This is a genomic window from Pseudanabaena mucicola FACHB-723 (assembly GCF_014696385.1).
Classification (GTDB): domain Bacteria; phylum Cyanobacteriota; class Cyanobacteriia; order Pseudanabaenales; family Pseudanabaenaceae; genus Pseudanabaena.
This window is the reverse complement of sequence record NZ_JACJQB010000011.1, coordinates 1-26,504: the sequence shown is the minus strand read 5'-3', so window position 1 is coordinate 26,504 and position 26,504 is coordinate 1. Positions and strand designations below refer to the sequence as shown.

Sequence of the window (26,504 nt, the reverse complement as noted above, 5' to 3'; positions counted from 1 at the left end):
GGCAACAGCTTCCATATCATCACAAATACAGTTAGTGAGCTATGATGGCAGATGTCTCAAAATCCTCTAAGTTCATTGTGGATTTTATGAATTTATATTAAAGCTATAACTGTAGCCATCTATGTTAAGACAAAACCAAAACCCAAAAGAGAGTTGCGGCGCGAAGCGCCGCAACTCTCTTTTGGGTTTTGTCTTACTTGACTATAGCTATACTTTCAGCTTTGCAAAAATAGCGATCGCAAAATCTATAAAAATATGGGTAAACAAAGCCGCCTGCTTGCCTTTGTATTGGCAATTTTAATCGGGGCTGTGTATCTCAGCATTAGCAATCCACCCAAGTTGGGACTGGATTTGCGAGGTGGCGCACAGCTTACACTCCAAGCAAAAACTAACCCTGAGCAAGGGATTAATGAAATTACGCCGCGCATCATGGAAACTGCCAAATTCGTGGTGGAACAGCGTATTAATGGCTTGGGAGTCTCCGAAGCAACAATCTTAATATCAGGTAATGACCAACTGATCGTTCAGCTACCGGGGGTCAATGATCCTGCCCAAGCAGAACGGGTAATTGGTACTACCGCTCAGCTTGATTTTCGTAAGCAAAAAAAAGGTACGGAAAGTGAACTAAGGGCAAGATTGCAAATACGCGATGCGGCGGCGATTCAGCGTGAAATCCTCAAAACTTCTGGCGATAAAAATGCGATCGCAGAGAATGAAGTAGCTTACAAAAAGAGTATTGAAGACTTAAAAGGGATCTTTGAGCGCACAGGCTTAACAGGTAATATGCTCAGAGATGCCGTTGCTTCACCAACAGGGAATGGCCCCGACTCTTGGCAAGTTGCCCTCACCTTTAATGACGAAGGCGGCAACCTATTCGCCCAAACCACAGGTGAAATTGGTGGTACTGGACGTGTTCTCGGTATTTTTCTCGATGACAAATTGATCAGCTATCCCTCCGTTGGTCCAGAATTTCAAGGCAAGGGGATCACAGGCAATCGTGCTGTAATTACAGGTAACTTTAATCTTGATACTGCTAATGAATTAGCCTTGCAACTACGCGCAGGTGCTTTACCCGTACCTGTGGAAATCGTCGAAAACCGAACCGTTGGGGCAACCCTTGGCGCAGATAGCATCCTCAGCAGCATTTATGCAGGTACAGCAGGTTTAGCTTTAGTCCTGATTTTTATGGTGGTGTACTACCGCATTTTAGGTGTAGTTGCCGATATTGCCCTGATTACCTATGCAATCATTACCTTTGCGCTATTTAGTTTGGTCGGAGTGGTCTTGACCTTACCAGGAATTGCTGGCTTCATCCTCAGTATCGGTATGGCAGTGGATGCTAACGTACTGATTTTTGAGCGGACGAAGGAGGAATTAAAGGCAGGACGCACCCTTTATAAATCCGTTGAGGCAGGTTTTTACCGTGCATGGTCGAGTATCCTCGATAGCAACGTGACCACATTGATCGCTTGTGGTGCTTTGTTTTGGCTCGGATCTGGTTTTGTGAAAGGATTTGCAGTTACCCTTGGCGTGGGTGTATTAACAAGCATGTTTACGGCAGTGACCTTAAGCCGCTCATTGATGCTGGCGATGATTAGCAACCCCAACTTCCGTAAGCCCGAATATTACGGCATGAAATCCTTTGGCAAAATCTCGACAGCCGATATAGATACAGCAATTTCTGAAGCAGTAGTAGAAGACAAGAAAAACGACAATACAACAGGTGCAGTGTTATGAAATTAGATGTAATTAAAAATGCTCGCCTCTATGTTTCCATTTCTTCTGCCGTCATTTTGGCAGGAATCGTGGCGATGGTGCTGTCATTTCAGCAGTTTGGTTCACCATTGCGATTGGGAATTGACTTTACAGGCGGTTCTAGTATTACCCTCGGATTAGCTTGCGATAGTGCCAATAATTGCGGCAAAAATATCGATATTGGCGGAGTGCGTCAAGCAATCGAAAGCAAGGGCTTTACGAATAGTGTGATTCAATCGGTTGAAGGTAAAGATCTCAAGGGAGTATCAGTTCGCACCGCCAGACTATCTCCAGAACAACGAGAAGATTTGCGAGTTACCCTCACCGATGCTCTCAAGAAATATGGTGAGATTGATCCTAAAAAATCACAAATTGATGATGTGGGCCCTGCAATTGGTCAGCAAGCCCTTAATAACGGTTTGCTAGCCTTGGCAATTTCTTTTGCTGGCATTGGCATTTTCCTAGCCTTTCGCTTTCAATCAGATTATGCTAGCTTTGCCATTATCGCCCTATTTCACGATATTTTCGTAACCGCAGGTCTGTTCTCGATTCTGGGGCTAACCTTAGGCATAGAAATTGATAGCTTGTTTATTGTAGCTATGCTAACGATTTGTGGCTTTTCGGTGAATGACACCGTAGTTATTTACGATCGCATCCGTGAGAATGTCAAACTCGACGGAGGGGCAACTAAGTTTAATGATCTGGTTAATGCTTCGGTCAATCAGACCTTGGGGCGTTCGATGAATACGACATTGACTTCTACTTTGCCCTTGATTGCTATCTTCTTATTTGGTGGCGCAACCTTACGCTTTTTTGCCCTTGCTCTGATCATCGGATTCCTGTCTGGAGTTTATTCCAGTATCTTTAATGCCTGCATTTTCCTAGCATGGTGGCGCGGTCGTGGCAATAATTACAACGACAGTACCCCAAGTATTGAAGTTAGCTAAGATCAAAGCATGTGTGTCTGTCGCCAGTCTTGTTAAGACGCAAAACCAGAAGACGAGTTGCGGCGCTTCGCGCCGCAACTCTCTTCTTGGGTTTTGTGTTTTCCTAATCCAAGTGACAATAGCTATAAACACATACTCTGGCTTAAATCTAACATTGGGAATTTGACGATGAATGCTGATAATAGTGATTCTCTCTCGGAATCTCTCTCGGAATCTAGCCCTGAAAAGTTGGCAGAAGACCCTTTACTAGAGAGACAAATTCAACGTCTGATCGAAGTACAGACTTATCTGCGGTGGCTATTTGATGGATGTTTGTGGTTAACAGTGGGCGCAGCGAGTATCTGGGCTTTGCGATCGGATATTGAGTTATGGATAGCTGCGTTTACATGGGCAGCAGTTCGCATTACCTTGGCATATAACCGTTTGCCGATGATGGGTATCGGTTTGTGTGTGGCGATGACTCTAGCAACTTTGGTATGGCAGAGTTCAATTATTTTGTGGGGAATTAGTGCGAGTGAAAGGCAATCTTTAATTAAGCAGATCAAAAAGATTCAGACAAAAGGAAAGAGTCATCCCCTATGGCGATGGGTTTGCGAAGAAAGAGTGTCATAAGATCATGTTTGAGAAGTGAATCGAGGCATTTGATGAAAATATGAATTATTATGAATCTGCGATCGCATCTAACCAAATATCAACAACCCGCGATCGCAAATTCATCTCCCAAAACAACGCGATCGCCCCTAATCAAATATCAAAAACAGCGATCGCACTTAATTGAAGTTACTAACTGCTAAATGTTCAGCAAGGGAGGTTTGAACAACTGTTTGGGGGGTTACTCCTAAACGTTTTGCTTCTTGATTAATTAGCTCGATCATCCAGATCGGTAACTCAATGCTAAGCCTTTTTTGAGCAGCTAAGGGACGTTTAGATTGAGATAGATCGAGCATTTCGATAATATCTTCTTCCCCATCATCAAATTTTTGATCAAAGTCTTTAGCGTTCATACAGGGCAACCTCTTGTGTGCGTGATCGGCGGACAGATATAATCCGAATATTTTGATCGCGGTAGGTGATAACTCCAGACCAATGTTTATTATTTATTTTACCAATAACTACAAATCGCGGTTCATCTTGAATTCTACTAGGGATTTCTAGCAAATTTGGATCGTTCCATAGTTTTTGAGCTTCAACAAAGTCAATTCCATGTTTAGCAAAATTAGATTGACTCTTATTTTCATCATATTCAAAGTTCCTCATGGTTCATCTTCAAATAATTACAAAAATTAGGTTTTGAACCATATCACGACTTGCCACTAATCAATACCAACAAACAGCGATCGCCCATTCATCTCCCTCAACAAACAGCGATCACCCCTAACCCAATATCAATAAACAGCGATCGCCCCTTTCATCTTCTCTCCACAAAGCGATCACCCTAATCAAAATCAATAAACAGCGATCGCCCTTCCATCTCATCACCACAAAGCGATCGCATCTAACCAAGTATCAACAACCCGCGATCGCCCCTTCATCCCCTCACAACAAAGCGATCGCCACCAATTTAAAATCAACAATACTGCGATCGTCCCCAATCAAAATCAACATCATCTCCCTACCACAAAGCGATCACACCCAACCAGACATCAAAGAGTAGATTAGTTACAGTCAATTCCTAAATACCAATATTTGAAAGATATCCTTTTATCTTTTTCTTCTGACTTTCTAAACCTGATCGCCTCGATTTAATTTTTTCTAATTCAGATGTAGTGTAAAGCACACCTGCCGTAATAGGGGGATAAAGGAATAATCCTATAGCTACTATTGAAGCAACCTTATTACTCTTTACCTTGCTACTTAGGCTATTAGCTACTTCTTCGATAGCTGAATGAATTTGAACCTCAGAAGCTTGTAATAAAGATATCTTAAAGTTAGGATGATCACCTAGCTCTTTATGACATATAGCGAGTCCAACATGGCATAAAAATAAGCGTTCTTCTTTCTCAAAAGAAATGGCTTTATTAAATCGATATCTGGATTCTCTAAGTAAACTATCTTTTTCAGAACTACTGATAGCAGCTTGCTCTAGCGCACGGAAACCCGCTTCAAACTCTGCATTTGCAAGACGATCAATTTTTGTTCCGATAGTTTCAATTAAACCAGCAAACTCAGCTATAGATCTTGCTAATTTAAGCGATCCAAATATTACTGACGGCTCCATAATGAAAGTCCTCTAATTATCTTTGTAATCAGCGCTCATAGGGTTGAATAATTTTTAGATTAGGGATAATCCGATAATGTTTGACATTAAAAGTACAAAGAGTTTTATTTTTGCTAATGGCACAATGAGCAATTAATGCGTCTAATAGACCTACTCCATCAGAAAGGCGATATTTACTAAAATCTGATAAAGCATTATCGCAATCAGCCTCAGTCAACCAAATTAATGATAAAGGTGCAGTCAGCCTAAAAACTTGATTAACTTCTTGTTTATTTTGACAGTTTTGGATTAACTCCATCACCACAAAACCTGAAACACTGGGCAATTCTGATAAAGTGGTAAACCATGCGATCGCAGGTTGATGCCCTCGCAAAACATCGATCAGAATATCAGTATCTAAAACATACATAAAATCACTTTATAAATGTTGACGATGTTCTGCTGCATGGCGAATTTGACGAGCATATTCCTGACTATCCTTAATCTCAGGATGCGAGTTAATTAGTCCTTCACTTTGCCAATAACTCACTAATTCTGCACCAGTTCTAAGCTGACCCTCTGAAAATTTTCTAACAGCTAGAAGTTGAAGGATATATTCTGGTAAGGATAAACTAATTTTTCTTGCTTCCACAGATAGCTCTTGTTCCAATTCTTGAGGCAAATCCAAAGAAATTGTCATAGTTTTAATTTGGGGATTTGGCATTGCTGTCTATCAATATAGCAAATAACAAAAAAGCCCCGCATTGCGGGGCTTTTTTGGTTGTTAAAGCTTAGTAACGAGCGCTGTTAGGCTTGTGTACGATGAAGCTTTGGACTTGGCATTGCTTGATGTTGTCGAAAGCAACAACACGGATAAAAGAACCAGGGTAGCTAGAACGGCAGGCTTGAACTTCGCTCAAAACTTCTTGAGGAGTTCTGGCGTTGAACAAAGGCAACTTCCAAAGAGTCCAGTAGTGAACAGCAGGATCGGAATCTTCGTTAAATTCGATCGCAGGATAGAAACCTTGTCTCAAGGTGTACTCGATTTGACGAGTGATTTGAGCATCGCTCAAAGGGGGAAGGTAAGAAAGAGTTTCGTAACGACGCTCTTTTGGTAAAGTTTGCATGATTTCCTCGCGATTACAGTTATATTTCTATTGATTTAGGGTCATGATGTGCAGCGCTCCGCGACATCCACCCATACCGATTTGATTATTTAGAGTTTGCGATCGCAATCAGCATCTAGATCTAAACCTGCTTCCAAATTAGGATCTAGATTTTCGCATTCCGCATATCCCTGCGAAGCCTGAACATTCATCATGCGTTCGAGGTGCTGACAACGAAGTTGCATATTTGATTGCTGAATTCCTGTACGAGTCATCTCTGGTAAGAAATCTAAAATTTCATTAGCCAGATGCTCTCTCACAGTCATCACCCGAAAAGCTAAATCTTGGTGAACCTCTAAAAGTTCTTGAATATAAAGCTCGCCATTTTGTACCTTCTCGCGCGTCGAGAACTGATTAAACCAGTGAGCTTTTAACAAATCTGTTTCTTGCAGTTGCTCGGAGACCGTCTTAATTGCTTCGTATGTCACAAAATTCATGAGCATCCTAGCAGTGGACTTAGTGCTGCGCTTGATATCCATAGGCTGAGTTAACCAAGAATGACTACCATAAGGTTTGGCAATGCCAAATCTTATGGTAATAGAGCTAATCGATTAGACGGTATCCATTGCTTCAAACTCAAACTTGATTTCTTTCCAGAGTTCAAGAGCTGCATTCAATTCAGGAGACCAACGACCAGCTTCACGAAGGATATCGCCACCTTCACGCATCATGTCGCGACCTTCGTTACGTGCTTGGATACAAGCTTCGAGAGCAACACGGTTAGCTGCTGCACCAGGAGCTGCGCCCCATGGGTGACCCAAAGTACCACCACCGAACTGTAAGCAAGAATCATCACCGAAGATTTCAACAAGAGCAGGCATGTGCCATACGTGGATACCACCAGAAGCAACTGGAAGTACCCCAGGCATAGAAGCCCAATCTTGAGTGAAGTAAATGCCACGAGAGCGATCAAGTTCAATGTGGTCTTCACGCATTAGGTCAACAAAGCCCATGGTGATGCCCTTTTCGCCTTCGAGCTTACCAACAACGGTTCCAGAGTGGAGGTGATCACCACCAGACATACGCAGACACTTAGCCAAAACGCGGAAGTGAATCCCGTGGGTTTTTTGACGGTCGATAACTGCGTGCATAGCGCGGTGAATGTGCAATAGCAAGCCATTGTCACGGCAATACTTAGCAAGAGAGGTGTTTGCTGTGAAACCACCAGTCAAGAAGTCATGCATGATGATTGGCGTGCCGATTTCCTTAGCGAAAGCTGCACGTTCCATCATTTGCTCACAGGTAGGAGCAGTTACGTTCAAGTAGTGACCCTTGATTTCGCCAGTTTCAGCTTGAGCTTTTTCAATTGCTTCTTGTACAAACAGGAAGCGATCGCGCCAACGCATGAAAGGCTGAGAGTTGATGTTTTCGTCGTCTTTGGTGAAGTCCAAACCACCGCGTAGACATTCGTATACTGCACGACCGTAGTTCTTAGCAGATAGACCTAGTTTGGGCTTAATGGTACAACCCAAGAGAGGACGACCGTACTTGTTCAACTTGTCGCGTTCAACTTGAATACCGTGAGGAGGACCTTGGAAAGTCTTCAAGTATGCGATGGGTACGCGGATGTCTTCTAGACGAAGTGCGCGAAGAGCTTTGAAACCGAATACGTTACCAACCAATGAGGTGAGCAAGTTGGTTACAGAACCTTCCTCGAACAAGTCGAGAGGATATGCAATGTATGCAATATATTGATTGTCTTCGTTGGGTACTGGTTCGACATCATAGCAACGACCTTTGTAGCGATCGAGGTCGGTCAACAAGTCTGTCCATACAGTTGTCCAAGTACCTGTAGAAGATTCAGCAGCTACCGCAGCAGCAGCTTCTTCTGGAGGTACGCCTGGTTGAGGCACAAAGCGGAAAGCGGCGAGAAGGTCAGTATCTCTAGGAGTGTAATCGGGAGTATAGTACTTTAGTTTGTAGTCCTGTACACCTGCGTCATAGCCAGCCTTGGCTTTAGACTGTGTTTTCGAGTAAGACATTAATATCTCCTTACTATAGTTAAATGAGAATCGGTAAACCGCACGGAGCGCTGCAAAAAATTCTAAGAGTCAGAGTCAATAGCCAAATCGAAAATTAAAAAGAGATTAAAAATCCATTAAAGATCTAATTAGTCCTTTGATATCTGCTTCTTCGTTTAAATATTTTTTTGCTTTATATAAGTTAATCCTATCAGGAATCCTTCGTGCGAATCCCTTGAGCGATGTCTCTAATTTAAACATAAAGTGCGTATCCACATTTACTTTTTTTGAAAAAAGTTTTTGGAAATCGCCTATTTATAAGCAATGAATTTATATAAAAAATTTATATAGCTTTAATAAGTTAGATATATCCTCTAGCAGTTGTTGGGGGAGTATTTGAGTAAAGCAAACCTTCCAAAGCTTTGTAGAGATGGCTTTGCTTACGATGCTCACCTTGAGGTTGATATTAAGAAAAACCTCTATCTATTGATCTTTTTTAGAAGTTGTTTGCTACACAGTGATACAAAAACTAATATGAATGGTCAGGAATCTTTATAAGATTAAAACAATATTAGAAATCCTAATCACTCGTATTCAAATACAAAATGAGTTAGTTTTGATCTGACTTTTTTGTTAGGGTTGCTATTAATCTGAATAGAGTATTTTTACTCATTGATGCTACCCGTTGATAGTTTGAAACTTTTCCTTCGTCATTTCAGTGCAATGCCTTAAGAGCATCTACAGAGCATCTACAGAGCATCTAAGCGGTATGTTGGGCAAGCCATGTTAGTAAAACTTGCTCCAAGGTCTGATTATTTTTGTGGATTTCTTGCTTAACCCATTGGGCGATCGCATCAATCGCAGAGAAATTGGAACCCGCTTGCCATTTCATATCAATCCCCATAGAGGTGAGGTGAGTGCCTTGGAGAGTCTGCAAGTTAACAGTTTTCGGGAATTTAGATTGAAGCAACTTCGCTAGGGTGGAAATTTCGTCAATGTCATCGTCAATAAATTTGACGAGTAAGTTGTGAGTGGCTTGGTAATTGTCAATGACCAATTGCTCAGTTTCTCTAGGATTGGGAGTGAACTCCATAGCAGACATTTCAGGGATGGTGCTAGCGAGATTTTTAAAGAAAGGAATTGAGCGATCGGCACTGTAGTTGTTGTAGGCGATGTAGATATTGCCAGCACGGGTGGGTCTATACAGACTATTGATTAAGAGATGGATTTTACAACCCATACTATGCCCCATCCCAAAGACGGGAAAGTAATCAAGGAATAGTTTGCTGCGAGCTTTGCGAAATGAAGTGTGAACATCGCGAGCAATTTGACGATGGTCAAAGGTGTTATTCAGAAATGGTGTGGCGACAATTGCATAGTTATTGTTGGCTAGTTGCTCTAACACTCGACTATAGGTAAGGTGAGGTGCTGCGGCAAAAAATGCCCCACCCAAAAAGTGAATTACGCCCTTAGGCTTGGGCGGGGTCAACACCCAGTTTTCTTCGATTTGCTTCCACTCCATTGTTTTTGCCACTATTTACATTTCTTTATAATCATTCTACTGTCTAAAAAGGAGAGGGGATGCAAAGCATCCCCTCTCCTTTTTAATTAGAACAAGGGGCTTAAGCCACTTGCCTATGATTACTTGTTACTCCCGATTGGGTTTGTCGGCGGCACGGTTGAGCAGACAGAGTGAGGCGACTAGCCCGACAAAGTGGGCAAAAATAATATTGAAACTAGCTTGAATAATTTGAAAATCGAGGGGCTGAATGACGGAGTTAAATGTACCTGCCCCCGGTAACATCGCTTGTCCTTGTCCTGCTCTGAGAGTTAATGCGCCAATAATGGCGAAGGCTCCCACTAGAGTGACAAACATCCCAATTAGGTTAATGATGAGTCCGATTTTGATTTGCAAGATGGTTTGACTTTTGGTGGGTCGATCGGGCGATCGCAATTTCTTTGCCATTTGGGTATAGCGATAATGCCAAAAAATACTTGCGCCTAACACGGCTACACCCGCCCATGCAAAACTTAGCCCTGGCAATGTGGCTGGACTAGTATCTAAGCCTGTGTTATTAGGGATTTGACCAGTTCTGGGAAATAGGAAAAGCTGGAGTAACACAACCGATGAAACTATGCACAGGACAACCTGCGTCCAAAAAGCAGTCCAGCCCCAGCGCCGAAATGCTAAGACAACTCGCAACACGTTAGGCGAGACATCACTGTTATCGTCTTCTTTTTGGGCATTTTTGAGTTCTCTGGGCATAGCTGTCGAGGTTTGGCTAGTAAAAACTGTAAATACTATAGCGCTTTGCGCTTTTATCCCAAAAAGTAAGAGAGCGCAGAGCGCCCTGATTTCAGGTATTTCAGCAAGCCTAAAAGCTTGTGCCGTCCGCATAGCGAGCAGCACAAGCTCTGATTTTAATTTTTAAATATACTGAATTACTTAGCAATATTTCGAGACATCTTCGCCTTTGTCGGCGAGATAGCTAAGGGAGCGAAAACGTAAACCGACTAGCTGATCGTAGAGCGGGTTAATTTCACACATTGCGGGAATATGCATGATTTTGCGCCCAAACAAAACAACGTCACGCTCAAAAGGACATTGGGCAGGAATCACTTTACAAATGAGATTCGCCAGTCGTGAATCATGGATTTCCATATGGTCTAGCCATTCTTTGACAGGATTGAGAAGATCGGGATGATGTTCGCCATGGTGGGATGCAGCTTCTAAGTTTTGACGTAAATCATTGATTGGTTTAACTTCTTGACCAAGGGCTTTGCAAAAGCCTTGAATAATATCGTCTTCGGCATCGGTATATTTGCCGTCGGCAAGTGCCATCATCACTGCCATGCGTAAAAAATTCTGTCCAATATCGCGATCGCAACCTAATGCTTCTGCTAATTCTTGGGCGCTAATTGGGTCAAAGGTACTATTGCTTAAGTCCTCACCCCACTCATCGCTATGACTAATTTGGTCAAATAAGGTGCGCTCTTGGTCGCTGTAATCATTGTCCGCGAGGGCAACACTCATGAGTCCCCGCAACCAAGCTGAAATCTGTGCTTGTGTATAAATTGGATGATCTGTTTGCATAACCAGTCAGTCTACAGGTTGACTAAATCATAGATTGCTTTGTCTGTAATTAGGATCGGTTATGCGTTAAAGAAAGTTTAATGTTTGGTAGTAACTGCACCTAGATTGTCATCCCGCCCGCGTAGCGGGCAGGATGACAATCTAAGTTTTAAACTTAATTACTGGCTTTGTATAAATTTTCAATAAATCATGGTTAACTCGCATAATTCGTCAATACCGATCGCAATGACGATTGCAGGCTCAGATAGTGGTGGCGGCGCAGGCATACAGGCTGATCTCCGTACTTTTGCCTTTCATTGTGTCCATGGAACTAGTGTGCTGACTTGCATCACCGCCCAAAACACACAGGGCGTAACGCGAGTAGATGCGATGTCGGCAGAATCAGTAACGGCTCAATTTGAAGCAGTGATGACTGATATGCAAGTGGGAGCAATCAAAACGGGGATGTTGCTCAATCAGGACATCATTAAAACCGTTGCCAAGAAATTAGTCGCTTTTGGATTTGGAAATGTGGTGGTTGATCCTGTGATGGTTTCACGGGCAGGAGCACAACTAATTGATGATGAAGCCGTAAAAACGATCCGTGAGCTGTTAATTCCTCTCGCGGCGATCGCCACGCCAAACCGCTATGAGGCACAGATTCTCGCGGATATGGAAATCAAAACACTGGCGGATATGCAAACGGCGGCGCAGAAAATTTATAAATTGGGAGCGCGATCGGTCTTGGTAAAGGGTGGTGGGATGCTGCAAGATCTCAGAGCCGTAGATGTTTGGTTCGATGGCGAAGGCTTTGAGGTGCTAAAAACTGAGGTGATTGATACAAACCATACCCATGGGACTGGCTGCACCCTATCGGCGGCAATCGCGGCAAATTTGGCATTAGGGAAACCAAGATTTCAAGCAGTTGTCGATGCAAAAAACTATGTCACGGAAGCTTTGAAATATGCCCTTGCGATCGGTAAAGGTCAGGGGCCAGTGGGGCATTTTTTCCCTTTGTTATCAAAGTAGTCCAGTGCTTTGTCTTTACTTGAAGATTGCGCTTCCTGCTACGCAGGCGGCACAATCTTCTTCTAATTCTTCTGAAAGATCATCAGATGTTGTTGGGGCAGACTTTGTTTGGTTTCTTGCCAAGTGAGTCCCACGGCTGCCATTTCTTTTTTGACCTGTTTTTCAGTCATCTTATGTAATTTCTTGATCGCCACAAAAGGATTTTCAGCTTTATATTCTGCCAAGACAACTCTTCCATTAGGCTTCAAAGCCTTGACGATGTTTTGCATCATCTCTTGGGGATAGTCAAATTCGTGGTAGGCATCAACCATGAGCGCTAGATCAATGCTCGATGCTGGCAAGTTAGGATTGCTCACAGTACCCAAAACTGGCTCAACATTGCTGAGTTTGGTTTCTTGTTTGAAGAGACCTAAAATATCAATCATTTCAGGTTGAATATCTACTGCCAAAACCTTGCCAGAGGTTAAGAATGATGCAATTTTAAAGCTGAGATAACCTGTGCCTGCACCAATGTCCGCCACGATATCGGTGGGTTTGAGGTCTAGATCGGCAATTAGTTGACTTGGTTTCTCTTCTCGCTCACGACTAGAGCGTTCTAGCCATCCTGCACCAAGATGTCCCATAACTTGCGCGATTTCACGTCCCATATAAAATTTGCCGATACCATCGGGACTGTGGGGAGTTTTGTATTGATAGATGACATCTTGACCAATACTTGCGATCGCAGTTTCGTTATTAACGGAAGTGATGCCTAGAATACTAATCAGGAGAATCAGCAACCAAGAACCAAAGACTTTACCAAATTGATGCAATCTATTTATTTTCTGCATGTTCATCATTTTATATAGATAGCACTGTTATAGCTGTCGCCAGTCTTGTTAAGACACAAAACCAGAAGACGAGTTGCGGCGCTTCGCGCCGCAACTCGCTTCTTGGGTTTTGATTGGTCTTAATCCAAATAGCAGTAACTATATAAGCTAAATACTTTTGCCAAGAATCAGTAAACTTTGTTCTTGGCCATCTAATTCCGCCACCTGTGGCAACAATCCCCATTGTTGAAACCCAAATTTTTGAAATAAATGACAGCTAGCGGCATTGTGGGCAAAGATGAAGCCGACTAGTTTAGAAATGCCAAGCTTAGGGCATTGTGCGATCGCAAAATCGAGTAACTGTTTGCCAATACCTTGACCTTGATAGTTAGGATCTATATAAATACTGACCTCTGCGGTTTTGTGATAGGCAGGGCGACCGTAAAACATCTGCAAACTTAGCCAACCAATAATTTGCTCATTTTGATCGCCTTGAATGTTGCGATCGCCAATGGTTGCTACCCACACAGGATAGCGATCGTCATGGGATCGGAACCAAGTACGACGACTCTCTACAGTGATCGGCTCAAGGTCTGCGGTGGCAAGACGGCTAGGTATAGAAGCATTATAAATTTCGATAATCGTAGGCAAATCTGCCTCTATTGCCAACCGAATTTGCATGGATAAAAATGCCTTAATTTTCTTGAAGATATGTTTTAAATAACTGGGCGCAATTAAATATAAAACCCTAAAACCTGTGGCGCACGCTGCGCGTGCGTCACAGGTTTTAGCTTTGGGTTTTAATTATGCCTAGCTACTTATATAGCAAAAAAAGTTTTGCTGAGGACATAAAACCAGAAAACGAATGGCGGCGCTACGCGCCGCCACTCGTCATAGGAGATTCGCAAGCCGTAATTCAGTATTTTGGTTTATGATCGCAAGGATACTGCCGCAGATTGATTATGGAATTACTGGCTGGTTTACTAACAACATTTTTAGGTTTAGCTGGTGCGCCAGGAATTGCGATCGATAAGGTGGCAACCGACTTTTTGCGTGGACAAATTGTCAAGGCAGATGTCCTAGAGGTGCGTGTTGATAATGCTCCTAACTATCAAATCCTGCTGGGTAATGTTGTTCGAATTCGTGTTGCGGGACGGGGGGTTTACATTTTAGAGTTTCTCCGCATCGATGAAGTTGATCTAGAAACTGACCCAATTAGCATCGATCCCAATTCTGTACAGTCGGGCAAGGTTGTTCTGCGTCGACCATTACAGGCTGCGGTACGTGTGCGCTTACGCTCTGAAGATATTAATTACGCCTTGCGATCGCCAACGGTACAATCTTCGTTCAAAAACCTCAGTATTGATATTACTGGTTCTAATCCGAACAAAGCAGAAGTGCTTGACCTTGCTGACCCAGAGGTCACTTTTTTAAGCGACAATCGCATCCGTTTGACGGCTTCTTTACAGGCAAAACCCACCGCAACTAACCCTGAACCAACTAAGCTTGATGTCTCGGTAAACGCTGAATTAAAAACCGTTGGCGGTACAAAATTACAAATTATCAATCCTAAAATTGAACTGTCCAAAATACCTGTACCTGCTCAAATTGCCAATGCTTTTACGGAAGGTTTAAATAGGGTCTTGGATTTACGGCAGCTAGAAAGTGCAGGAATTACCGCAAGGGTAATCAAACTGGAGCTGGTTGATGGCTCGATGCAGGTAATTGGGTTTGCGAAAATGGATGCCATTCCTGAGTAACACTAGCCCAAGATATTGCTAATTCTTACATCCATTGCGATCGCATCCCTTGGATTACAAAACACATTTACCTTAAGTCTTTGATCGCCACATAACCCCATCACCAAAACATTAATATGCTCAATATAGGCAGCATTTAACGCCGCCTTGCCTTGCTCGTACACAAGGGGAATACCCGGTTGAATGATCGCGAGCTTTTGAAAAAAACTATTGGTACTCGCAAAGCAACGATTTATATATTGACTAAGCAAATCAAAGTCAACCTCAGTTTTTCCCTGAATATCACCAAGCGTATAGGCAATCATGTCAATCGGAGTGCGATCGCTAATAAAGTTGGTCGCTGAATTTTGCCAAATCTGTTCAGCTGCATCAAGCACATGGTTCTGCACAAATAGCCTTGTCTGAAAATCCATCGACTCGGCAGGATCTAGCCCTAAATTTGCGAAAACTTGACTGGTGGTGGTGCGGATAAAGGGGATATTGAGCCGATCGGCAATTGCGATCGCAAGAGTAGTTTTGCCAGTGCGATGAGCACCACAGAGACCTAGATTGCCATTGATCATATAAGTCTAAATAAGCCTAAATTCCAAATACACGCTTGGCTCTGACCAAATAGGACTGGCGATCGGCTAAACCATTAGTGCCACCGTTGATGATGCGGGTGACCGTGAGAATATCATCGCGATCGGCATAGACATTTAGTTTGCGCGTATCCCAATACCAACCTGCACTAAGACAAGCGAGGTCATAATCCGCTAAGCGGCGCGGGTTGCTAATCAAGTCCACGCCCAAGGCACGTCCACATTCAGCATAATTAGCTCGCCCTGTTACCTGAATCAGTCCCCGACCTTTAAAGCGCACACCATCCCCTGACTGCGTATTCCCTAAATCATCACGCCATTCATAGTCAGACCCAGAGGCGTATTCCTCGTTGGTATTAAAGCCATCGCTTTCATGTCCGACTTGGGCTAAAAAATGCGCCTTACGCAGAGGTGTGGTGATGGCATAGCGCTGCATAGTTGTATTCAGGTGCGGCAGCAAACTAGCAAGGCGATCGCGGCGGGAATAGGGTGCGATCGCAATTAGTTGCTCTTGCGTAATCAAAGTTGGGGTTGCCGTCGCAGGTGGATACAAACCTGCATAGGGTTCTTGATCGGCACTGCGGGGTGGCAAATTATTAAGCACGCGAATTGTGCGATCGACTAGCACATCCTTAGGATTAAAGTCATCTTTTAAATTCGTAATCAACTGCCCCAGTCGTTTGGCAACTAACTTCCGTAAATCAATCAGGTTAGGAGCTTCATATAAACCTTCGTAGGGTTTACGCATAATTGGGCGCAAAGGTAAACCACTAATCGCTCTTACTAGGTCATCCACTTTGCCATCAGCACTCGTATGTTTTGGATCAGTAATTCGCGAAATATCGGCTACTAGAGTTTGGGCAGCTTGTTTGCGCCATGTGGTCAAATCAGCGGGTGCAAATAGACCTGCATAGGGTGCGCGTCCTGTGGGACGGGCTGGTAAATTTTTTAAAAAACGAATCAAGTCATCAATCGCGCCGTCAAAAACACTACCCTCAACATTAGGGATTTTAGGAACTGAGTTTTGGAGGACTAGGGCAGCCCGACTGCGCCATGTGGCAATATCGGCGGCAGGCAAAAGCCCTGCGTAGGGTTGGCGATTGGCAGGACGTGGGGGTAAGTTATTGAGCGCACGCATGAGATCATCCACAAGTCCATCACGCTCATTGGTGGTATTGCCGACGATTTTGGGAACTAGAAATGCAAGGGTTGCGGCAGCCTGTGAGCGCCAAATCTCAACTTGTTTCATGACCTTAATCGGGTGTTGCTTTCCAATTTAATTAACACCATTTGTTAATGGTATTCCGACAATTCAATCAACTCCATCGGCACAAAACTTTCCTGTGGCAGCAAAATCAACTGTGAAAAAATTAGCTTGCCTGACATATCAACTCGATTAATGGCAACTCCTTTAGGACGAGGCATCTGGGCAGCATAGGAGTCGGCATAATAGCGATAAATCTGTTTGGCAGACCTGACGACCATCGGATCAATTTTAGAAATTAGAGACTCCGATTGTTTTTCTTGTGGTTCAAAGCGTTGGGCGGCATATGACACAATATCAACCCCTTAAATTTGACTGTTAAATTGATTTAAATTGATTGCTATTTGTTTGTTAACAAAAGTAGCATCAGGACTTTAGCTGACTTTGTTTTTTTTAGCAAGATTGCAGACTAGGACTATAGCTCACCACCAGATAGTTTCAGCCTAAACAACTTGCTATAAAAAATTTGCGGGAAATCAATACAGTTTTTGTCGCGAATGCTAGCCACTACCTCAATTAGATATCCCATAAATTCAGAATTTTCTAAGGTCATTTCATAGCTCATGTCATCATCTCCTGCAAAGGTGACACGACAGAGAGTGATATCTGATGGTAAGTTAGCAACTCGCCACACTGCTACAAATGAAATCGGAGGACTACCTTCTATATGACGTTCACCCGCCAGTTCAGCTTGCTTATACAGAGAGATGGCATAGGGTAGTGCCATGCGCTTATTAGGCTCTCGGTAGTAGGGCATATAAATGGAAACTTCTTGCGGCGAAGCCTGTTTGAGTTCGATCGCCATAGGTATCTTGTCTCTAAAAAATGTAATGAAAGGTTATCAGGTTTTGAGCAAAACCCAGTAATGATTTGCAAAACTAAAAATGGCTACGCCATTTTTAGTTTTGCTGTTAGGCTCTATGTACTTATGTACTAAGGAGAAACACGATCTATGACGGTAATCTTGCCATCCGCTTGGACTTCCCAAACATCATAGCTACCCTTCACATCGCCGAATTCATCAATATCAACATTCCCGCTTGCGCCTTGGTAATCAATTTCTGTACCTGCTTTCACTAACTTAATCGCTTCACAGACATCACTGACTTCTTGACCGGGGGCATTAGCAACTTCACGAATTTTGCTCTTAATACCGTCGCCAGTACCATCCTTGGCAGCTTCGGCTGCGATCGCAACTAGGGCAGCCGCATCATAGGAATGGGGAACAAAAGCGCCAAGTTCTTCACCTGTTTTCGCTTTGAAGTTCTTCGCAAAAGTCTCAAGGGACTTACCATCAGCACCAGGTACAGTACCGATTGCACCCGCCAAAATCAATTTACCGTCAGGGGCATTACCAATCAGCTTAGGAAAATCTTCAGTTTTCACGCCATCGGTAAGTAAAATCTGCACATCCTTAGTCAAGCCTTGCTCATAGGCAGCTTTGATGACTGCGCCACCAGAGTCTGGATAGAGAATTGCCGCAACGGCATCGGGCTTGCTACCAAATGCTCCCTTTGCCTCTGCCTCAAAGGTAGTGGCTTTGGGATCGTAACGGGTGGGGCGACTCTTGTTAACAATTGTGCCACCAAGTTTTTCAAAGGCTTCCACAAAGGCTTTTTCAAAACCTACGCCATAGTCATTATTGATGACCAGAGTGGCAACTTTGCGAGCACCTTTTTTGTAGGCTAAGTTAGCCAGCGCAAGGGCTTGATAGGTATCGGGGGGGGCAGTACGCGCCCAATACCCATTAAATTCACCTTTTTTAGCCCGTTCTGAAAATACGGGACTGGTGCTACCTGGGGAAATCATCACGACCTTATTGGGAACTGCGATCGCAAGAGCGGCGGTCGATACACTACTAGCAAATGCGCCAACTACAGCCCCAACGTTATCGACTTTTACAAGTTTGGTCATCGCTTCTGCACCTGCGGGTGGGTCAGTGCGATCATCTTCTTTAATGAAAGTAATGGGCTTATCTAATACGCCACCACAGCTATTAACGGTTTCGACAAGAAAATCAATGGATTTGACCATCGGTGCACCAATCGAAGATAGGTCACCAGTTACAGGCAAGAGTGCGCCTAGTCGCAAGCTATCCTTTACGCCGCCACTGCCTGAAGTGTTAGCAGTAGTCGCTGTAGGATTAGCATTATTAGTTGTGGTACTAGGCGGCTGACAGGCGACAATCCCAATCATAGTCACTGTGGCTAATAAAGATAAGCACAGTGCAGAGAAAAACCTTTTAGTCATGGTTTGAACTACGATCATGTTGATAAAGTTGCTGTAATTGTATCTGCAAAGTCTCATGCCATCCACCATTGATCCACGTCGCCACAGAGAATTAGTCCGCTTATTAGATCAAATGGGACTAGATCAAGCCAAATTAGAACAAGCTAATCCATCGGTTAAGGCTCAGGGATTTGATTGGATGTTGCTTGATCAGGCGCTAGTCCATCCCAGTTTTTCAACAACCTATAACAATGATCAACTAGAGTTTGTGGGCGATAGTGTGTTGCGACTATCAGTGAGTTTATTTTTGAAAGAACACTATGGCGATCGCAAAGTGGGGGATTTAGCAGCACTGCGATCGCACCTAGTGAGTGACCAGACCCTTGCTCAGATTGCAGGTATTTACAATCTCCAAAAATATGTGGTCGTATCCAATGCAGCCCGTAATGATACCCAAGCATTGCGATCGCTATTGGCTGATGCCCTCGAAGCACTAATGGCGGCTCTATATATCAGTACGCAAGATTTAGCCTTTGTCAGGCAATGGCTCGATCCGCATATGCAAAAATTTGCAACCGAGTTACTCGCGATCCCTGCCTTAGGAAATTATAAAGTTGCCCTCCAAGAGCTAACTCAAGGACGCTGGAAACGTTTACCTGAATATCGCAATGTAGATTGCAATCTGGCACTTCAGACATCAGATCAGATAAAGCAACCCCTTTTTTGCGTCGAAGTATGGTTTGACGATCGCTGTTGGGGACAAGGACAGGGAAAAAGTATCAAAGCCGCTCAACAAGCGGCGGCGGCAATTGCCTTAGAAAAAATGCAAGCGGACACAAATTCAAAATAGGACAGAAAACTCAATAATCGGGCAGCGGCGCGAAGCGCCGCTGCCCGATTATTGAGTTTTGAATAGCAAAGCAAGTTTGGCTATCGGTGTTGCTTCGTGTCGCCTATCTTGAATTTGTTAAGATTATGAGATTAACAAGCGCCCGTATAAATACTTAAAGTTAAATTGCAAGTTTCTCTATAAATCACCGACAATCATCGTAATATTTCTTAGTGGTCTAATCTTGTCTGTTTAACCAAATTTTTTAAAGTGCTTCGTGTGGTAAGAAGGAGTCAAAAGTCATTCTGATACTAATAGCTTTTTTAGCTGTCATCAACGCTGTGGCAGCAATGTGGCTACTACTTTATGGGCTAAATGCTTATTGGCTCACTGCTGTCCATAGGTCTAAAGGCTCTGTAAGGAAACAGCTAGTTGTTCCTAAGTTTAATCGTGCCAGAGAATATCAAACCGCTCAAGCCGCAGCATCGTCTAATTCAAGTGCGATCGCTGTCAATAATTTTGATAACTTCGAGCAATTTCGCCTTGATAACAATTTCACAAATAACTTTAATAGTTATGCTGTGGCGATCGGCTCTCCTGAACACCATGCGATCGCCTTAGAAGATTTGCCAGTTGTGACGATTCAGTTACCGATCTTCAATGAGCGCTATGTATCACGACGACTCGTGGATGCAGTTTGTAATCTCGACTATCCCCGCGATCGGATGCAAATCCAAGTTCTCGACGACTCTATTGATGATACTCAGGCAATTCTTATTGAAACTGTCCAAGAATATCAGAGCCGAGGCTTTTGGATCGACTATATCCACCGCGTTAATCGGGCTGGTTTTAAGGCAGGAGCTTTACAAGATGCCATGCCTCTAGTGCAGGGCAATTATATTGCGATTTTTGATGCCGATTTTATTCCGTCATCCAGTTGGCTCAAGGACACAATTCGTCATTATGTCGAGGCTCCTGATGCTAAGGTTGCGGTTGTGCAGACCCGTTGGGGGCATGTCAACTCGGAATATTCATTACTAACCAAGTTGCAATCAACGGGCATTGATGGGCATTTTGCGATCGAGCAACAAGCTAGAGCTAATAACGGCTATTTCCTCAATTTCAACGGTACGGCGGGTATTTGGAATCGTCAGGCGATCATTGATGCGGGTGGTTGGCACGCCGACACCCTCGCTGAAGATATGGACTTGAGCTATCGCGCCCAACTCAAGGGTTGGCAAGTTGTCTATGACAATCAAATTGTTGCCCCCGCAGAGTTACCTGTTGCCATGCTCGCCTTCAAATTGCAGCAGTTTCGCTGGGCAAAGGGCAGCATTCAATGTGCCAAGAAATTGATTGCTCAGATTTGGCAAGCCGATCTCAGTTTGGCGGTAAAATTTCAAGCCACCATGCACTTAACAGGATATTCAGCACATCCTTTGATGCTAATTTTGATCCTCATTGCGATTCCTTTAATGCTGATTACACCAGATAGTGCCATCTCATTACGGATTTCCTTTGAAGGCATTTGGTCGGTCTTTATGCTGCCCGCTACCTTTGGCCCCCCATTTTTATACTTCCATGCTCAACGCGATTTATATCCTCAATCTTGGTCGCGTCGATTAGGTCGAATTTTCCTCTTGGCACTTTTGGGAACAGGGATATCTTGGAGCAATAGCCGTGCGGTATTTGCAGGTTTATCGAATACAGGTGCAAATTTCCGACGTACCCCCAAGTTTGACATCAAACACAAAAGCGATCGCTGGGCAAATAAGGCCTACAAAGTTCCTCTTGATGCCAATGTGTTAGTTGAGCTGGGGCTATGTGTCTATAGTGCGATCGCAGCGAGCTTAGCACTCAGCAAAGGCTTATATGTCACCTTACCATTTATGATCTTATATTCCTTGAGCTATGGCTATGTTGGCGGGCTGACCCTGTGGCAATCTTGGCAACAGTCACGCAATTAAACTCTATTAGTACGTCGCGAGTGTGTCGCAAAGTGAGGTACGTACTAATATAAAAAATCAGAGGGCGGCTAGCTGCCCTCTGATTTTATAATGGTTGCTATGTGGTCAATTATTATCCCAACCTATAATCGCTTGCCCATCTTGCAAAAGTGTTTGCAAGCTCTGGAAGCACAAGATTTTACGCAACCCTATGAAATTGTGGTGGTTGATGATGGCTCTACCGATGGTACGGTGGAATTTTTGCAAGCCCATCCTGAGCAATTTCCCCATATGAGGCTATATCAGCAGAACCATGAAGGCGCTGCCATCGCCAGAAATACAGGTATCGATGTTGCCCAAGGCGACATTATTGTTTTTATTGATAGTGACTTGGTGGTGACCCCTGTATTTTTGTGCGCCCATGCCCATGCCCTTGGCAATGCTGATCGTGCCTTCACCTATGGTCGAGTGATTAATACCAATAATTTTGATCATCCAACCTCTGAGAAACTGAAAATCCAAGATATTTCCAATGCTTTTTTTGCGACTGGTAATGTTGCGATCGCAAAACATTGGCTCATCGAAGCAGGCAAATTTGATCCTAGCTTTCGTCAATATGGCTGGGAAGATCTAGAGCTAGGGGTGCGCCTCAAAAATTTGGGTTTAAAACTGATCAAATGTCCTGAGGCAGTTGGCTATCACTGGCATCCAGCCTTTACGATTGATCAATTACCGCATCTCGTCGATGTGGAAGCACAACGCGGACGCATGGGAGTTTTGTTTTATCAAAAGCATCCGACATGGGAAGTAAAAATGATGATTCAGATGACATGGCTACATGTGTTTTTGTGGGGCATATTGTCGTTAGGTGGTTTACTTAATGAGCGATCTCTCAAACCATTACTTAAGTGGCTCATCGATCAAGGTAAACCGCAATTAGCCATGGAAATCGCGAGAATCTTCTTAAATTGGTACAACGTCAAAGGCGTATACACCGCCTATCGAGAAGCGCGGCAAGGTCTATGAAAGTTTCCCTAGAATTTCTTTATCATTTCCACTGCGATCGCTGTCGCAAATGGTGGAGTCGCGCTGACATCGAGCCACAAATCGGCGAGCAGGTTTATTGTCCTTACTGCGGACATATTAATACGGTCGAAGCGGTGCAAACTTTTCGGAATGCGGCGCGTGGCGGCAGTTGCCTCAGTCAACGGCCCGATGATCAGGTGAGTGAGTAAACCTAAAAACTATGCAGACTGTAAATAATTCCGAAATTCCCAATATCATTCTGGCTGGATATCTGGCGGGTGCGGCTGACTACTTGCCGATCGCAAAAATACTCCAAGCCCAAAATTTGTCAGCAACGGTAGTTCCTTTAAAATGGTGGGATTGGGTTCCGACCTTGGGTGGACGCTCGATCGCCCCCATTTTAGAAAAGCTTGACCAAACTGTAAATCAGGAATTAGCCAGAACAGGCGCATCGAAAGTAAACATCATTGCCCATTCGGCGGGGGGCTGGTTATCAAGAATTTATCTAGGCGATCAGCCCTATTACGACAAGGTTTGGAATGCACGCTCAAAGGTAGTTAAGCTCGTCTGTCTCGGCACACCCCAACGCAGCCTTGAGCCTTGGGCAGTCAGAAATTTAGGATTTGTGAATGATCATTACCCCCATGCTTTTTATGCAGATATTGAATATATTTGCATTGCGGGTAAATCAGTACAGGGCGCAAAGTCTTCACCACAAAAGTGGCTTGCCTATAGCAGCTATGAGCTAACGACAGGACAGGGAGATGCTTGGGGCGATGGCATTATTCCGATTGAGGCGGCATATTTAGATGGCGCAACTAATATTGCGATCGATGGGGTTTATCATTCGCCCAGATCGGGTAAGTGGTATGGTTCTGCCGATGCGATCGCAATTTGGTCACAGTATTTAATCTAGCCAGACCGTAACATTTTGCATCCCCTCGATGGGGCATCATGACGCTCAAAGCACAAATCCCAGCCAAAATGCTTACTAAAAAAGCCAATATTGCTCCACGAACTAGTAGACATTTCAGAAAGATGGATGTATAGTATAGGAGTGTGAGGAGCGAACAAAAGAAAAAGCCTAGGAACGAAACAGGGAAAGTAACCTAGGCTTTTTCTTTTAGTTACTGTTAATAAAAAAGAGAGACGGCAATGCCGTCTCTCTTTTTTATGTTTTATACATCAATTCTGGCAAGTACAAAGGGTGGTACAACCAAACTCGTAAATTCTTTTTCTTTGTTGGCATTCCAAGCACTCAGTTCCTCAGCGGTCGGATGGCGCAGCCATCCATCCTCGATCCATGATTGGACTAACTGGGTATTATCCTCCGTCAGCGCGATGCCCACATCAACCAGATCTAGATTTGCCCCAACTAAAATAACTCTTGCCCTTGCCGCATGGGGACACAACCATTCCCATAGCGCCACATCCACCATTTCCTCTAACTCTTTTCTTGAATTACTCACTAAAACTCCTCATCATCATCAATTACGCGATCAGCACCGATAATTTCTAGGTACTTAGCTTTGATCGCTTTAACATCTTGCCATGTCAGCCACTTCGGACTGCCCTGTTCACGGCTTTGATTTCGCAATAAATAGGAAGGGTGGAAAATTGGCATGACTAATCGACCTTCCCACTCATACCATTGACCACGCACTTTTGTAATTCCCAATTTCTCGCCGATGATTGACTTGAGAGATGTCGCCCCCGTTAGCAAAATAATTTTAGGATCGACTAGTCGAATTTGCTCAAGTAAATAGGGTTTGCAGGTAGTGGTCTCCACTTCGGTCGGGACACGGTTATTGGGGGGACGGCATTTAACCGTGTTGCAAATATAAACATCTTTCTCGGTGTCAAAGCCCACAGATTGCAAGATTTTGTCTAAAAGCTGTCCTGATTTACCAACAAAGGGCAAGCCCGATAGATCCTCTTGTTCTCCCGGAGCTTCACCGATAATCAGAATTTTGGCATTACGATTGCCTCTCTCGACGACAACGTTGGTACGGGTGGGGGCAAGGGGACATTTCTGGCAGTTACAAGCCGCCTCTCGCAATGCATCTAGGCTCGCAAATTGCTCATGGACTGGTACTAATGCCGCAGGCTTGAGGCTAGCATTTTTAGAAGCTCGTCCAGTCTTTTTGGTAGGCGCGACCTCGGCAATAGCTCCTTCTGCATGGAGAAGATCTGCCAACGGTACATCCGATGGAGTCAGGTCAAACAGGCTCATTTGTTCTTTTTCGGTCATAGAATAAGGATATGCGCCCCAAAATCTTTGCTTAATATCTTATATCAATTTTCAAGCCCCTCATCCACTGGGAATCGGTCAAAATCAACCTTATTCTAAAACTAGAGCAAATTATAGGATCTTAAAATTATGATTGCTGTACCGAATAACCCAAAAATTTCCCCTGATGAATATTTTGAATGGGAAGCAAAGCAAGAAATCAGATATGAGTACATCAATGGTGAAGTATTTGCGATGGCAGGTGGGACAATCGACCATAGTACGATCGCTGCTAATTTAATTGCTTTGTTACGTCCCCATGTGAGAGGGCGCAACTGTCGGGTATTAGGTTCAGATGCGAAGGTGGGGATTTCTAAAAATGGTGAGTTTTTTTATCCTGATCTATTAGTGACTTGTGATGATCGCGATCGCAATTCAGCAAAGGCTGTGTTTTATCCCACTCTAATCATTGAAGTGCTATCGCCTAGCACAGAGGCTTATAACCGAGGTGGTAAGTTTGCGCGTTATCGACAGTTAACGAGTTTGTGTGAATATGTATTAGTTAGCTCTGAGCAAGTTACTGTCGAAGCATTTCGTCTAAATGAACGCCGTAAGTGGGAGTTAACTTCTTATGGGGAAGGTGAATTGGTACAACTTGCTAGTATTGATTTTGAATGTGCGATCGCAGCCATCTATGAAGATGTGGAATTTTAGCGGGTTCGACTTCCATTGGGGCGATCGCCTTGATCAACATATTTAGGACTTACACAAAATCCAAATTGCCCTCATCCCCCAACCCCTTCTCCCGTTCTGGGAGAAGGGGAGTAAGAGGTTTTTCTTGTTCCCCTCTCCCTTGATGGGAGAGGGGCTAGGGGTGAGGGTCTTAGCAAATTCTGCGTAAGTCCTAATAGGTGAATATTTTGCAAGCTGTTCAAAATCTGTAAATCTTGTTCAATATTTTGTAGACAACGATATTCCCCGAACCATTCTATGTACTCTAAATCTTTCCCTTCTAGGTCTTCTGCTGTCCAGTGGTTTGCAAACTCAATGGATGAAATTTGATACTTTTGCTCAAATTTTTTCAGTTTCTGCTCAATCTGAAATTTACCTTGTTCTATGCGTAACATTTCAGCACGAATTGTTCTTTGGAGAATGACGATCGCTCGATCAGGATGTTCAGTTGAGATTTTTAGCTCGTTCATCATAAAGCATCATGATTTTTCCTAAGTTTACCAAAGCCACCTAAACATAAGTAGCTAAGCAAAATTAATTACATAAGTTGAACCAAAGTCTCGAAGAACTTTTTCAACATAAGAGACTAAACTTTCCCAAGATTCATATGCATTGAGTTCAATCCACTCATACTTCATGAAACGCCACAAAATTTCAATCAAGTTCAACTGGGGACTATAAGGGGGTAACTGGAAAATCTCAACTTGCTGGTTCTTCCACTGCTCTAATTTCTCTTGAATCAGTTGACTGGTATGAATAGAGGCTTTATCCATAACAATCACTGTTGGCTTGGTAGATTGACGAGCAAAGTCATCGATACAAGCGAGAATGACTGCACTGGTGATACTGCGTTCAAAAACATAAGCAGATAAGTCATTGTTTCGATTCATCAAACCCACGACATTTAACCTCTTACTGCGTTGACTGGGTAAGCTTAAACCCGTCCCTTTCTCTTGCCAAGCATAGGGAA

Annotated in this window: 34 protein-coding genes; 12 read left to right on the top strand and 22 right to left on the bottom strand. The window is 43.6% G+C overall.

The genetic code is table 11. The features are described from left to right. Positions 1-255 precede the first annotated feature (255 nt). From secD to H6F41_RS19160, 4 genes are all read left to right on the top strand, one after another. On the top strand, positions 256-1,737 hold the full coding sequence (gene secD / locus H6F41_RS07885; RefSeq protein ID WP_190402927.1) for a protein translocase subunit SecD: 1,482 nt from the start codon (positions 256-258) through the stop codon (positions 1,735-1,737). Then, positions 1,734-2,702 (top strand): protein translocase subunit SecF, encoded by a 969-nt coding sequence (gene secF / locus H6F41_RS07880; protein WP_190402926.1) that lies wholly within the window; start codon positions 1,734-1,736, stop codon positions 2,700-2,702. Before secD ends, secF begins: the two co-directional genes overlap by 4 nt. Positions 2,703-2,870: 168 nt before the next feature. After that, entirely contained in the window at positions 2,871-3,314 is a 444-nt protein-coding gene (locus tag H6F41_RS07875; protein ID WP_190402925.1) for a hypothetical protein, read from the top strand. Between the two features lie 40 nt (positions 3,315-3,354). Continuing rightward, positions 3,355-3,480: a hypothetical protein gene (locus H6F41_RS19160; RefSeq protein ID WP_277873987.1), complete on the top strand. Its 126-nt coding sequence runs from the start codon at positions 3,355-3,357 to the stop codon at positions 3,478-3,480. Here H6F41_RS19160 and brnA read toward each other — a convergent pair. The 11 genes from brnA to H6F41_RS07820 all read right to left on the bottom strand — a co-directional run bounded on the left by brnA (position 3,473) and on the right by H6F41_RS07820 (position 11,120). Next, complete coding sequence (gene brnA, locus H6F41_RS07870) at positions 3,473-3,706, bottom strand: type II toxin-antitoxin system BrnA family antitoxin (protein ID WP_190402924.1); 234 nt, start codon at positions 3,704-3,706, stop codon at positions 3,473-3,475. The two genes, H6F41_RS19160 and brnA, sit on opposite strands and share 8 nt — an antisense overlap. After that, positions 3,696-3,959, bottom strand: coding sequence for a BrnT family toxin (locus tag H6F41_RS07865; RefSeq protein WP_190402923.1), 264 nt, complete (start codon positions 3,957-3,959; stop codon positions 3,696-3,698). Before H6F41_RS07865 ends, brnA begins: the two co-directional genes overlap by 11 nt. A gap of 415 nt (positions 3,960-4,374) precedes the next feature. Beyond that, on the bottom strand, positions 4,375-4,920 hold the full coding sequence (locus tag H6F41_RS07860) for a hypothetical protein (RefSeq protein WP_190402922.1): 546 nt from the start codon (positions 4,918-4,920) through the stop codon (positions 4,375-4,377). 28 nt (positions 4,921-4,948) lie between these two features. After that, positions 4,949-5,329: a PIN domain-containing protein gene (locus H6F41_RS07855; protein ID WP_190402921.1), complete on the bottom strand. Its 381-nt coding sequence runs from the start codon at positions 5,327-5,329 to the stop codon at positions 4,949-4,951. Between the two features lie 9 nt (positions 5,330-5,338). Next, entirely contained in the window at positions 5,339-5,599 is a 261-nt protein-coding gene (locus H6F41_RS07850; protein WP_190402920.1) for a hypothetical protein, read from the bottom strand. Positions 5,600-5,690: 91 nt separating this feature from the next. Beyond that, the gene (locus H6F41_RS07845) at positions 5,691-6,026 is read right to left on the bottom strand and encodes a ribulose bisphosphate carboxylase small subunit (RefSeq protein ID WP_190402919.1); all 336 of its coding nucleotides are present in this window, start codon (positions 6,024-6,026) and stop codon (positions 5,691-5,693) included. An 89-nt stretch (positions 6,027-6,115) separates the two neighbouring features. After that, positions 6,116-6,544, bottom strand: coding sequence for a chaperonin family protein RbcX (locus H6F41_RS07840; RefSeq protein ID WP_190402918.1), 429 nt, complete (start codon positions 6,542-6,544; stop codon positions 6,116-6,118). A gap of 72 nt (positions 6,545-6,616) precedes the next feature. Next, positions 6,617-8,047, bottom strand: a complete 1,431-nt coding sequence (locus H6F41_RS07835; protein ID WP_190402917.1) for a form I ribulose bisphosphate carboxylase large subunit — start codon at positions 8,045-8,047, stop codon at positions 6,617-6,619. Positions 8,048-8,786: 739 nt separating this feature from the next. Beyond that, positions 8,787-9,548 carry a DUF1350 family protein gene (locus H6F41_RS07830; protein WP_190402916.1) on the bottom strand — a complete coding sequence of 254 codons (762 nt, stop codon included), beginning with the start codon at positions 9,546-9,548 and terminating at the stop codon, positions 8,787-8,789. A gap of 126 nt (positions 9,549-9,674) precedes the next feature. Continuing rightward, positions 9,675-10,292, bottom strand: a complete 618-nt coding sequence (locus H6F41_RS07825; RefSeq protein ID WP_190402915.1) for a DUF3611 family protein — start codon at positions 10,290-10,292, stop codon at positions 9,675-9,677. Positions 10,293-10,472: 180 nt separating this feature from the next. Next, positions 10,473-11,120, bottom strand: coding sequence for a Mo-dependent nitrogenase C-terminal domain-containing protein (locus H6F41_RS07820; protein ID WP_190402914.1), 648 nt, complete (start codon positions 11,118-11,120; stop codon positions 10,473-10,475). Between the two features lie 189 nt (positions 11,121-11,309). Between H6F41_RS07820 and thiD the strand changes: the two genes are divergently transcribed. Continuing rightward, complete coding sequence (gene thiD / locus H6F41_RS07815; protein WP_242022964.1) at positions 11,310-12,128, top strand: bifunctional hydroxymethylpyrimidine kinase/phosphomethylpyrimidine kinase; 819 nt, start codon at positions 11,310-11,312, stop codon at positions 12,126-12,128. 62 nt (positions 12,129-12,190) lie between these two features. Here thiD and H6F41_RS07810 read toward each other — a convergent pair whose 3' ends face one another. After that, the gene (locus tag H6F41_RS07810) at positions 12,191-12,967 is read right to left on the bottom strand and encodes a class I SAM-dependent methyltransferase (protein ID WP_408962534.1); all 777 of its coding nucleotides are present in this window, start codon (positions 12,965-12,967) and stop codon (positions 12,191-12,193) included. 138 nt (positions 12,968-13,105) lie between these two features. Next, entirely contained in the window at positions 13,106-13,618 is a 513-nt protein-coding gene (locus tag H6F41_RS07805; protein WP_190402912.1) for a GNAT family N-acetyltransferase, read from the bottom strand. Between the two features lie 281 nt (positions 13,619-13,899). On the opposite strand from H6F41_RS07805, the gene H6F41_RS07800 reads away from it, so the two are divergent. Then, positions 13,900-14,697, top strand: coding sequence for an LmeA family phospholipid-binding protein (locus tag H6F41_RS07800; protein ID WP_190402911.1), 798 nt, complete (start codon positions 13,900-13,902; stop codon positions 14,695-14,697). A 2-nt stretch (positions 14,698-14,699) separates the two neighbouring features. Here H6F41_RS07800 and H6F41_RS07795 read toward each other — a convergent pair whose 3' ends face one another. From H6F41_RS07795 to H6F41_RS07775, 5 genes are all read right to left on the bottom strand, one after another. Continuing rightward, positions 14,700-15,260 carry an AAA family ATPase gene (locus H6F41_RS07795; RefSeq protein ID WP_190402910.1) on the bottom strand — a complete coding sequence of 187 codons (561 nt, stop codon included), beginning with the start codon at positions 15,258-15,260 and terminating at the stop codon, positions 14,700-14,702. A 16-nt stretch (positions 15,261-15,276) separates the two neighbouring features. After that, complete coding sequence (locus H6F41_RS18750) at positions 15,277-16,527, bottom strand: glycoside hydrolase family 19 protein (protein WP_199288702.1); 1,251 nt, start codon at positions 16,525-16,527, stop codon at positions 15,277-15,279. Positions 16,528-16,571: 44 nt separating this feature from the next. Next, positions 16,572-16,835 carry a hypothetical protein gene (locus tag H6F41_RS07785; RefSeq protein ID WP_190402909.1) on the bottom strand — a complete coding sequence of 88 codons (264 nt, stop codon included), beginning with the start codon at positions 16,833-16,835 and terminating at the stop codon, positions 16,572-16,574. A gap of 122 nt (positions 16,836-16,957) precedes the next feature. After that, positions 16,958-17,347, bottom strand: coding sequence for a type IV pilus biogenesis protein EbsA (gene ebsA / locus H6F41_RS07780; RefSeq protein ID WP_190402908.1), 390 nt, complete (start codon positions 17,345-17,347; stop codon positions 16,958-16,960). A gap of 128 nt (positions 17,348-17,475) precedes the next feature. Further along, positions 17,476-18,792, bottom strand: a complete 1,317-nt coding sequence (locus H6F41_RS07775; protein WP_190402977.1) for an ABC transporter substrate-binding protein — start codon at positions 18,790-18,792, stop codon at positions 17,476-17,478. Positions 18,793-18,847: 55 nt separating this feature from the next. Here H6F41_RS07775 and rnc point away from each other — a divergent pair, with 55 nt between their 5' ends. The 5 genes from rnc (at position 18,848) to H6F41_RS07750 (ending at position 23,488) form a co-directional block, all read left to right on the top strand. Then, positions 18,848-19,621: a ribonuclease III gene (rnc, locus tag H6F41_RS07770; protein ID WP_190402907.1), complete on the top strand. Its 774-nt coding sequence runs from the start codon at positions 18,848-18,850 to the stop codon at positions 19,619-19,621. Positions 19,622-19,950: 329 nt separating this feature from the next. Beyond that, complete coding sequence (locus tag H6F41_RS07765; RefSeq protein ID WP_190402906.1) at positions 19,951-21,567, top strand: glycosyltransferase; 1,617 nt, start codon at positions 19,951-19,953, stop codon at positions 21,565-21,567. A 90-nt stretch (positions 21,568-21,657) separates the two neighbouring features. Further along, positions 21,658-22,572: a glycosyltransferase family 2 protein gene (locus H6F41_RS07760; protein WP_190402905.1), complete on the top strand. Its 915-nt coding sequence runs from the start codon at positions 21,658-21,660 to the stop codon at positions 22,570-22,572. Next, positions 22,569-22,781 (top strand): hypothetical protein, encoded by a 213-nt coding sequence (locus H6F41_RS07755; RefSeq protein ID WP_190402904.1) that lies wholly within the window; start codon positions 22,569-22,571, stop codon positions 22,779-22,781. Before H6F41_RS07760 ends, H6F41_RS07755 begins: the two co-directional genes overlap by 4 nt. Positions 22,782-22,792: 11 nt before the next feature. Further along, a complete protein-coding gene (locus tag H6F41_RS07750; protein ID WP_190402903.1) occupies positions 22,793-23,488 on the top strand; it encodes an esterase/lipase family protein in 696 nt (231 codons plus the stop codon). A gap of 262 nt (positions 23,489-23,750) precedes the next feature. Here the strand turns inward: H6F41_RS07750 and H6F41_RS07745 are convergent, their stop codons facing one another. Together H6F41_RS07745 and H6F41_RS07740 are read right to left on the bottom strand one after the other, a co-directional pair. Beyond that, on the bottom strand, positions 23,751-24,041 hold the full coding sequence (locus H6F41_RS07745; protein ID WP_190402902.1) for a DUF2288 domain-containing protein: 291 nt from the start codon (positions 24,039-24,041) through the stop codon (positions 23,751-23,753). Beyond that, positions 24,041-24,823 (bottom strand): uracil-DNA glycosylase, encoded by a 783-nt coding sequence (locus tag H6F41_RS07740; protein ID WP_199288701.1) that lies wholly within the window; start codon positions 24,821-24,823, stop codon positions 24,041-24,043. The genes H6F41_RS07745 and H6F41_RS07740 overlap by 1 nt, the downstream gene beginning before the upstream one ends. 129 nt (positions 24,824-24,952) lie before the next feature. Between H6F41_RS07740 and H6F41_RS07735 the strand changes: the two genes are divergently transcribed. After that, complete coding sequence (locus H6F41_RS07735; RefSeq protein ID WP_190402901.1) at positions 24,953-25,516, top strand: Uma2 family endonuclease; 564 nt, start codon at positions 24,953-24,955, stop codon at positions 25,514-25,516. Positions 25,517-25,587: 71 nt separating this feature from the next. Here H6F41_RS07735 and H6F41_RS07730 read toward each other — a convergent pair whose 3' ends face one another. Both H6F41_RS07730 and H6F41_RS07725 read right to left on the bottom strand, forming a co-directional pair. Further along, positions 25,588-26,007, bottom strand: a complete 420-nt coding sequence (locus H6F41_RS07730; RefSeq protein WP_190402900.1) for a hypothetical protein — start codon at positions 26,005-26,007, stop codon at positions 25,588-25,590. A 51-nt stretch (positions 26,008-26,058) separates the two neighbouring features. Beyond that, positions 26,059-26,504, bottom strand: a 446-nt coding sequence (locus H6F41_RS07725; protein ID WP_190401965.1) for an IS630 family transposase, incomplete at its 5' end; no start/stop codon positions are given.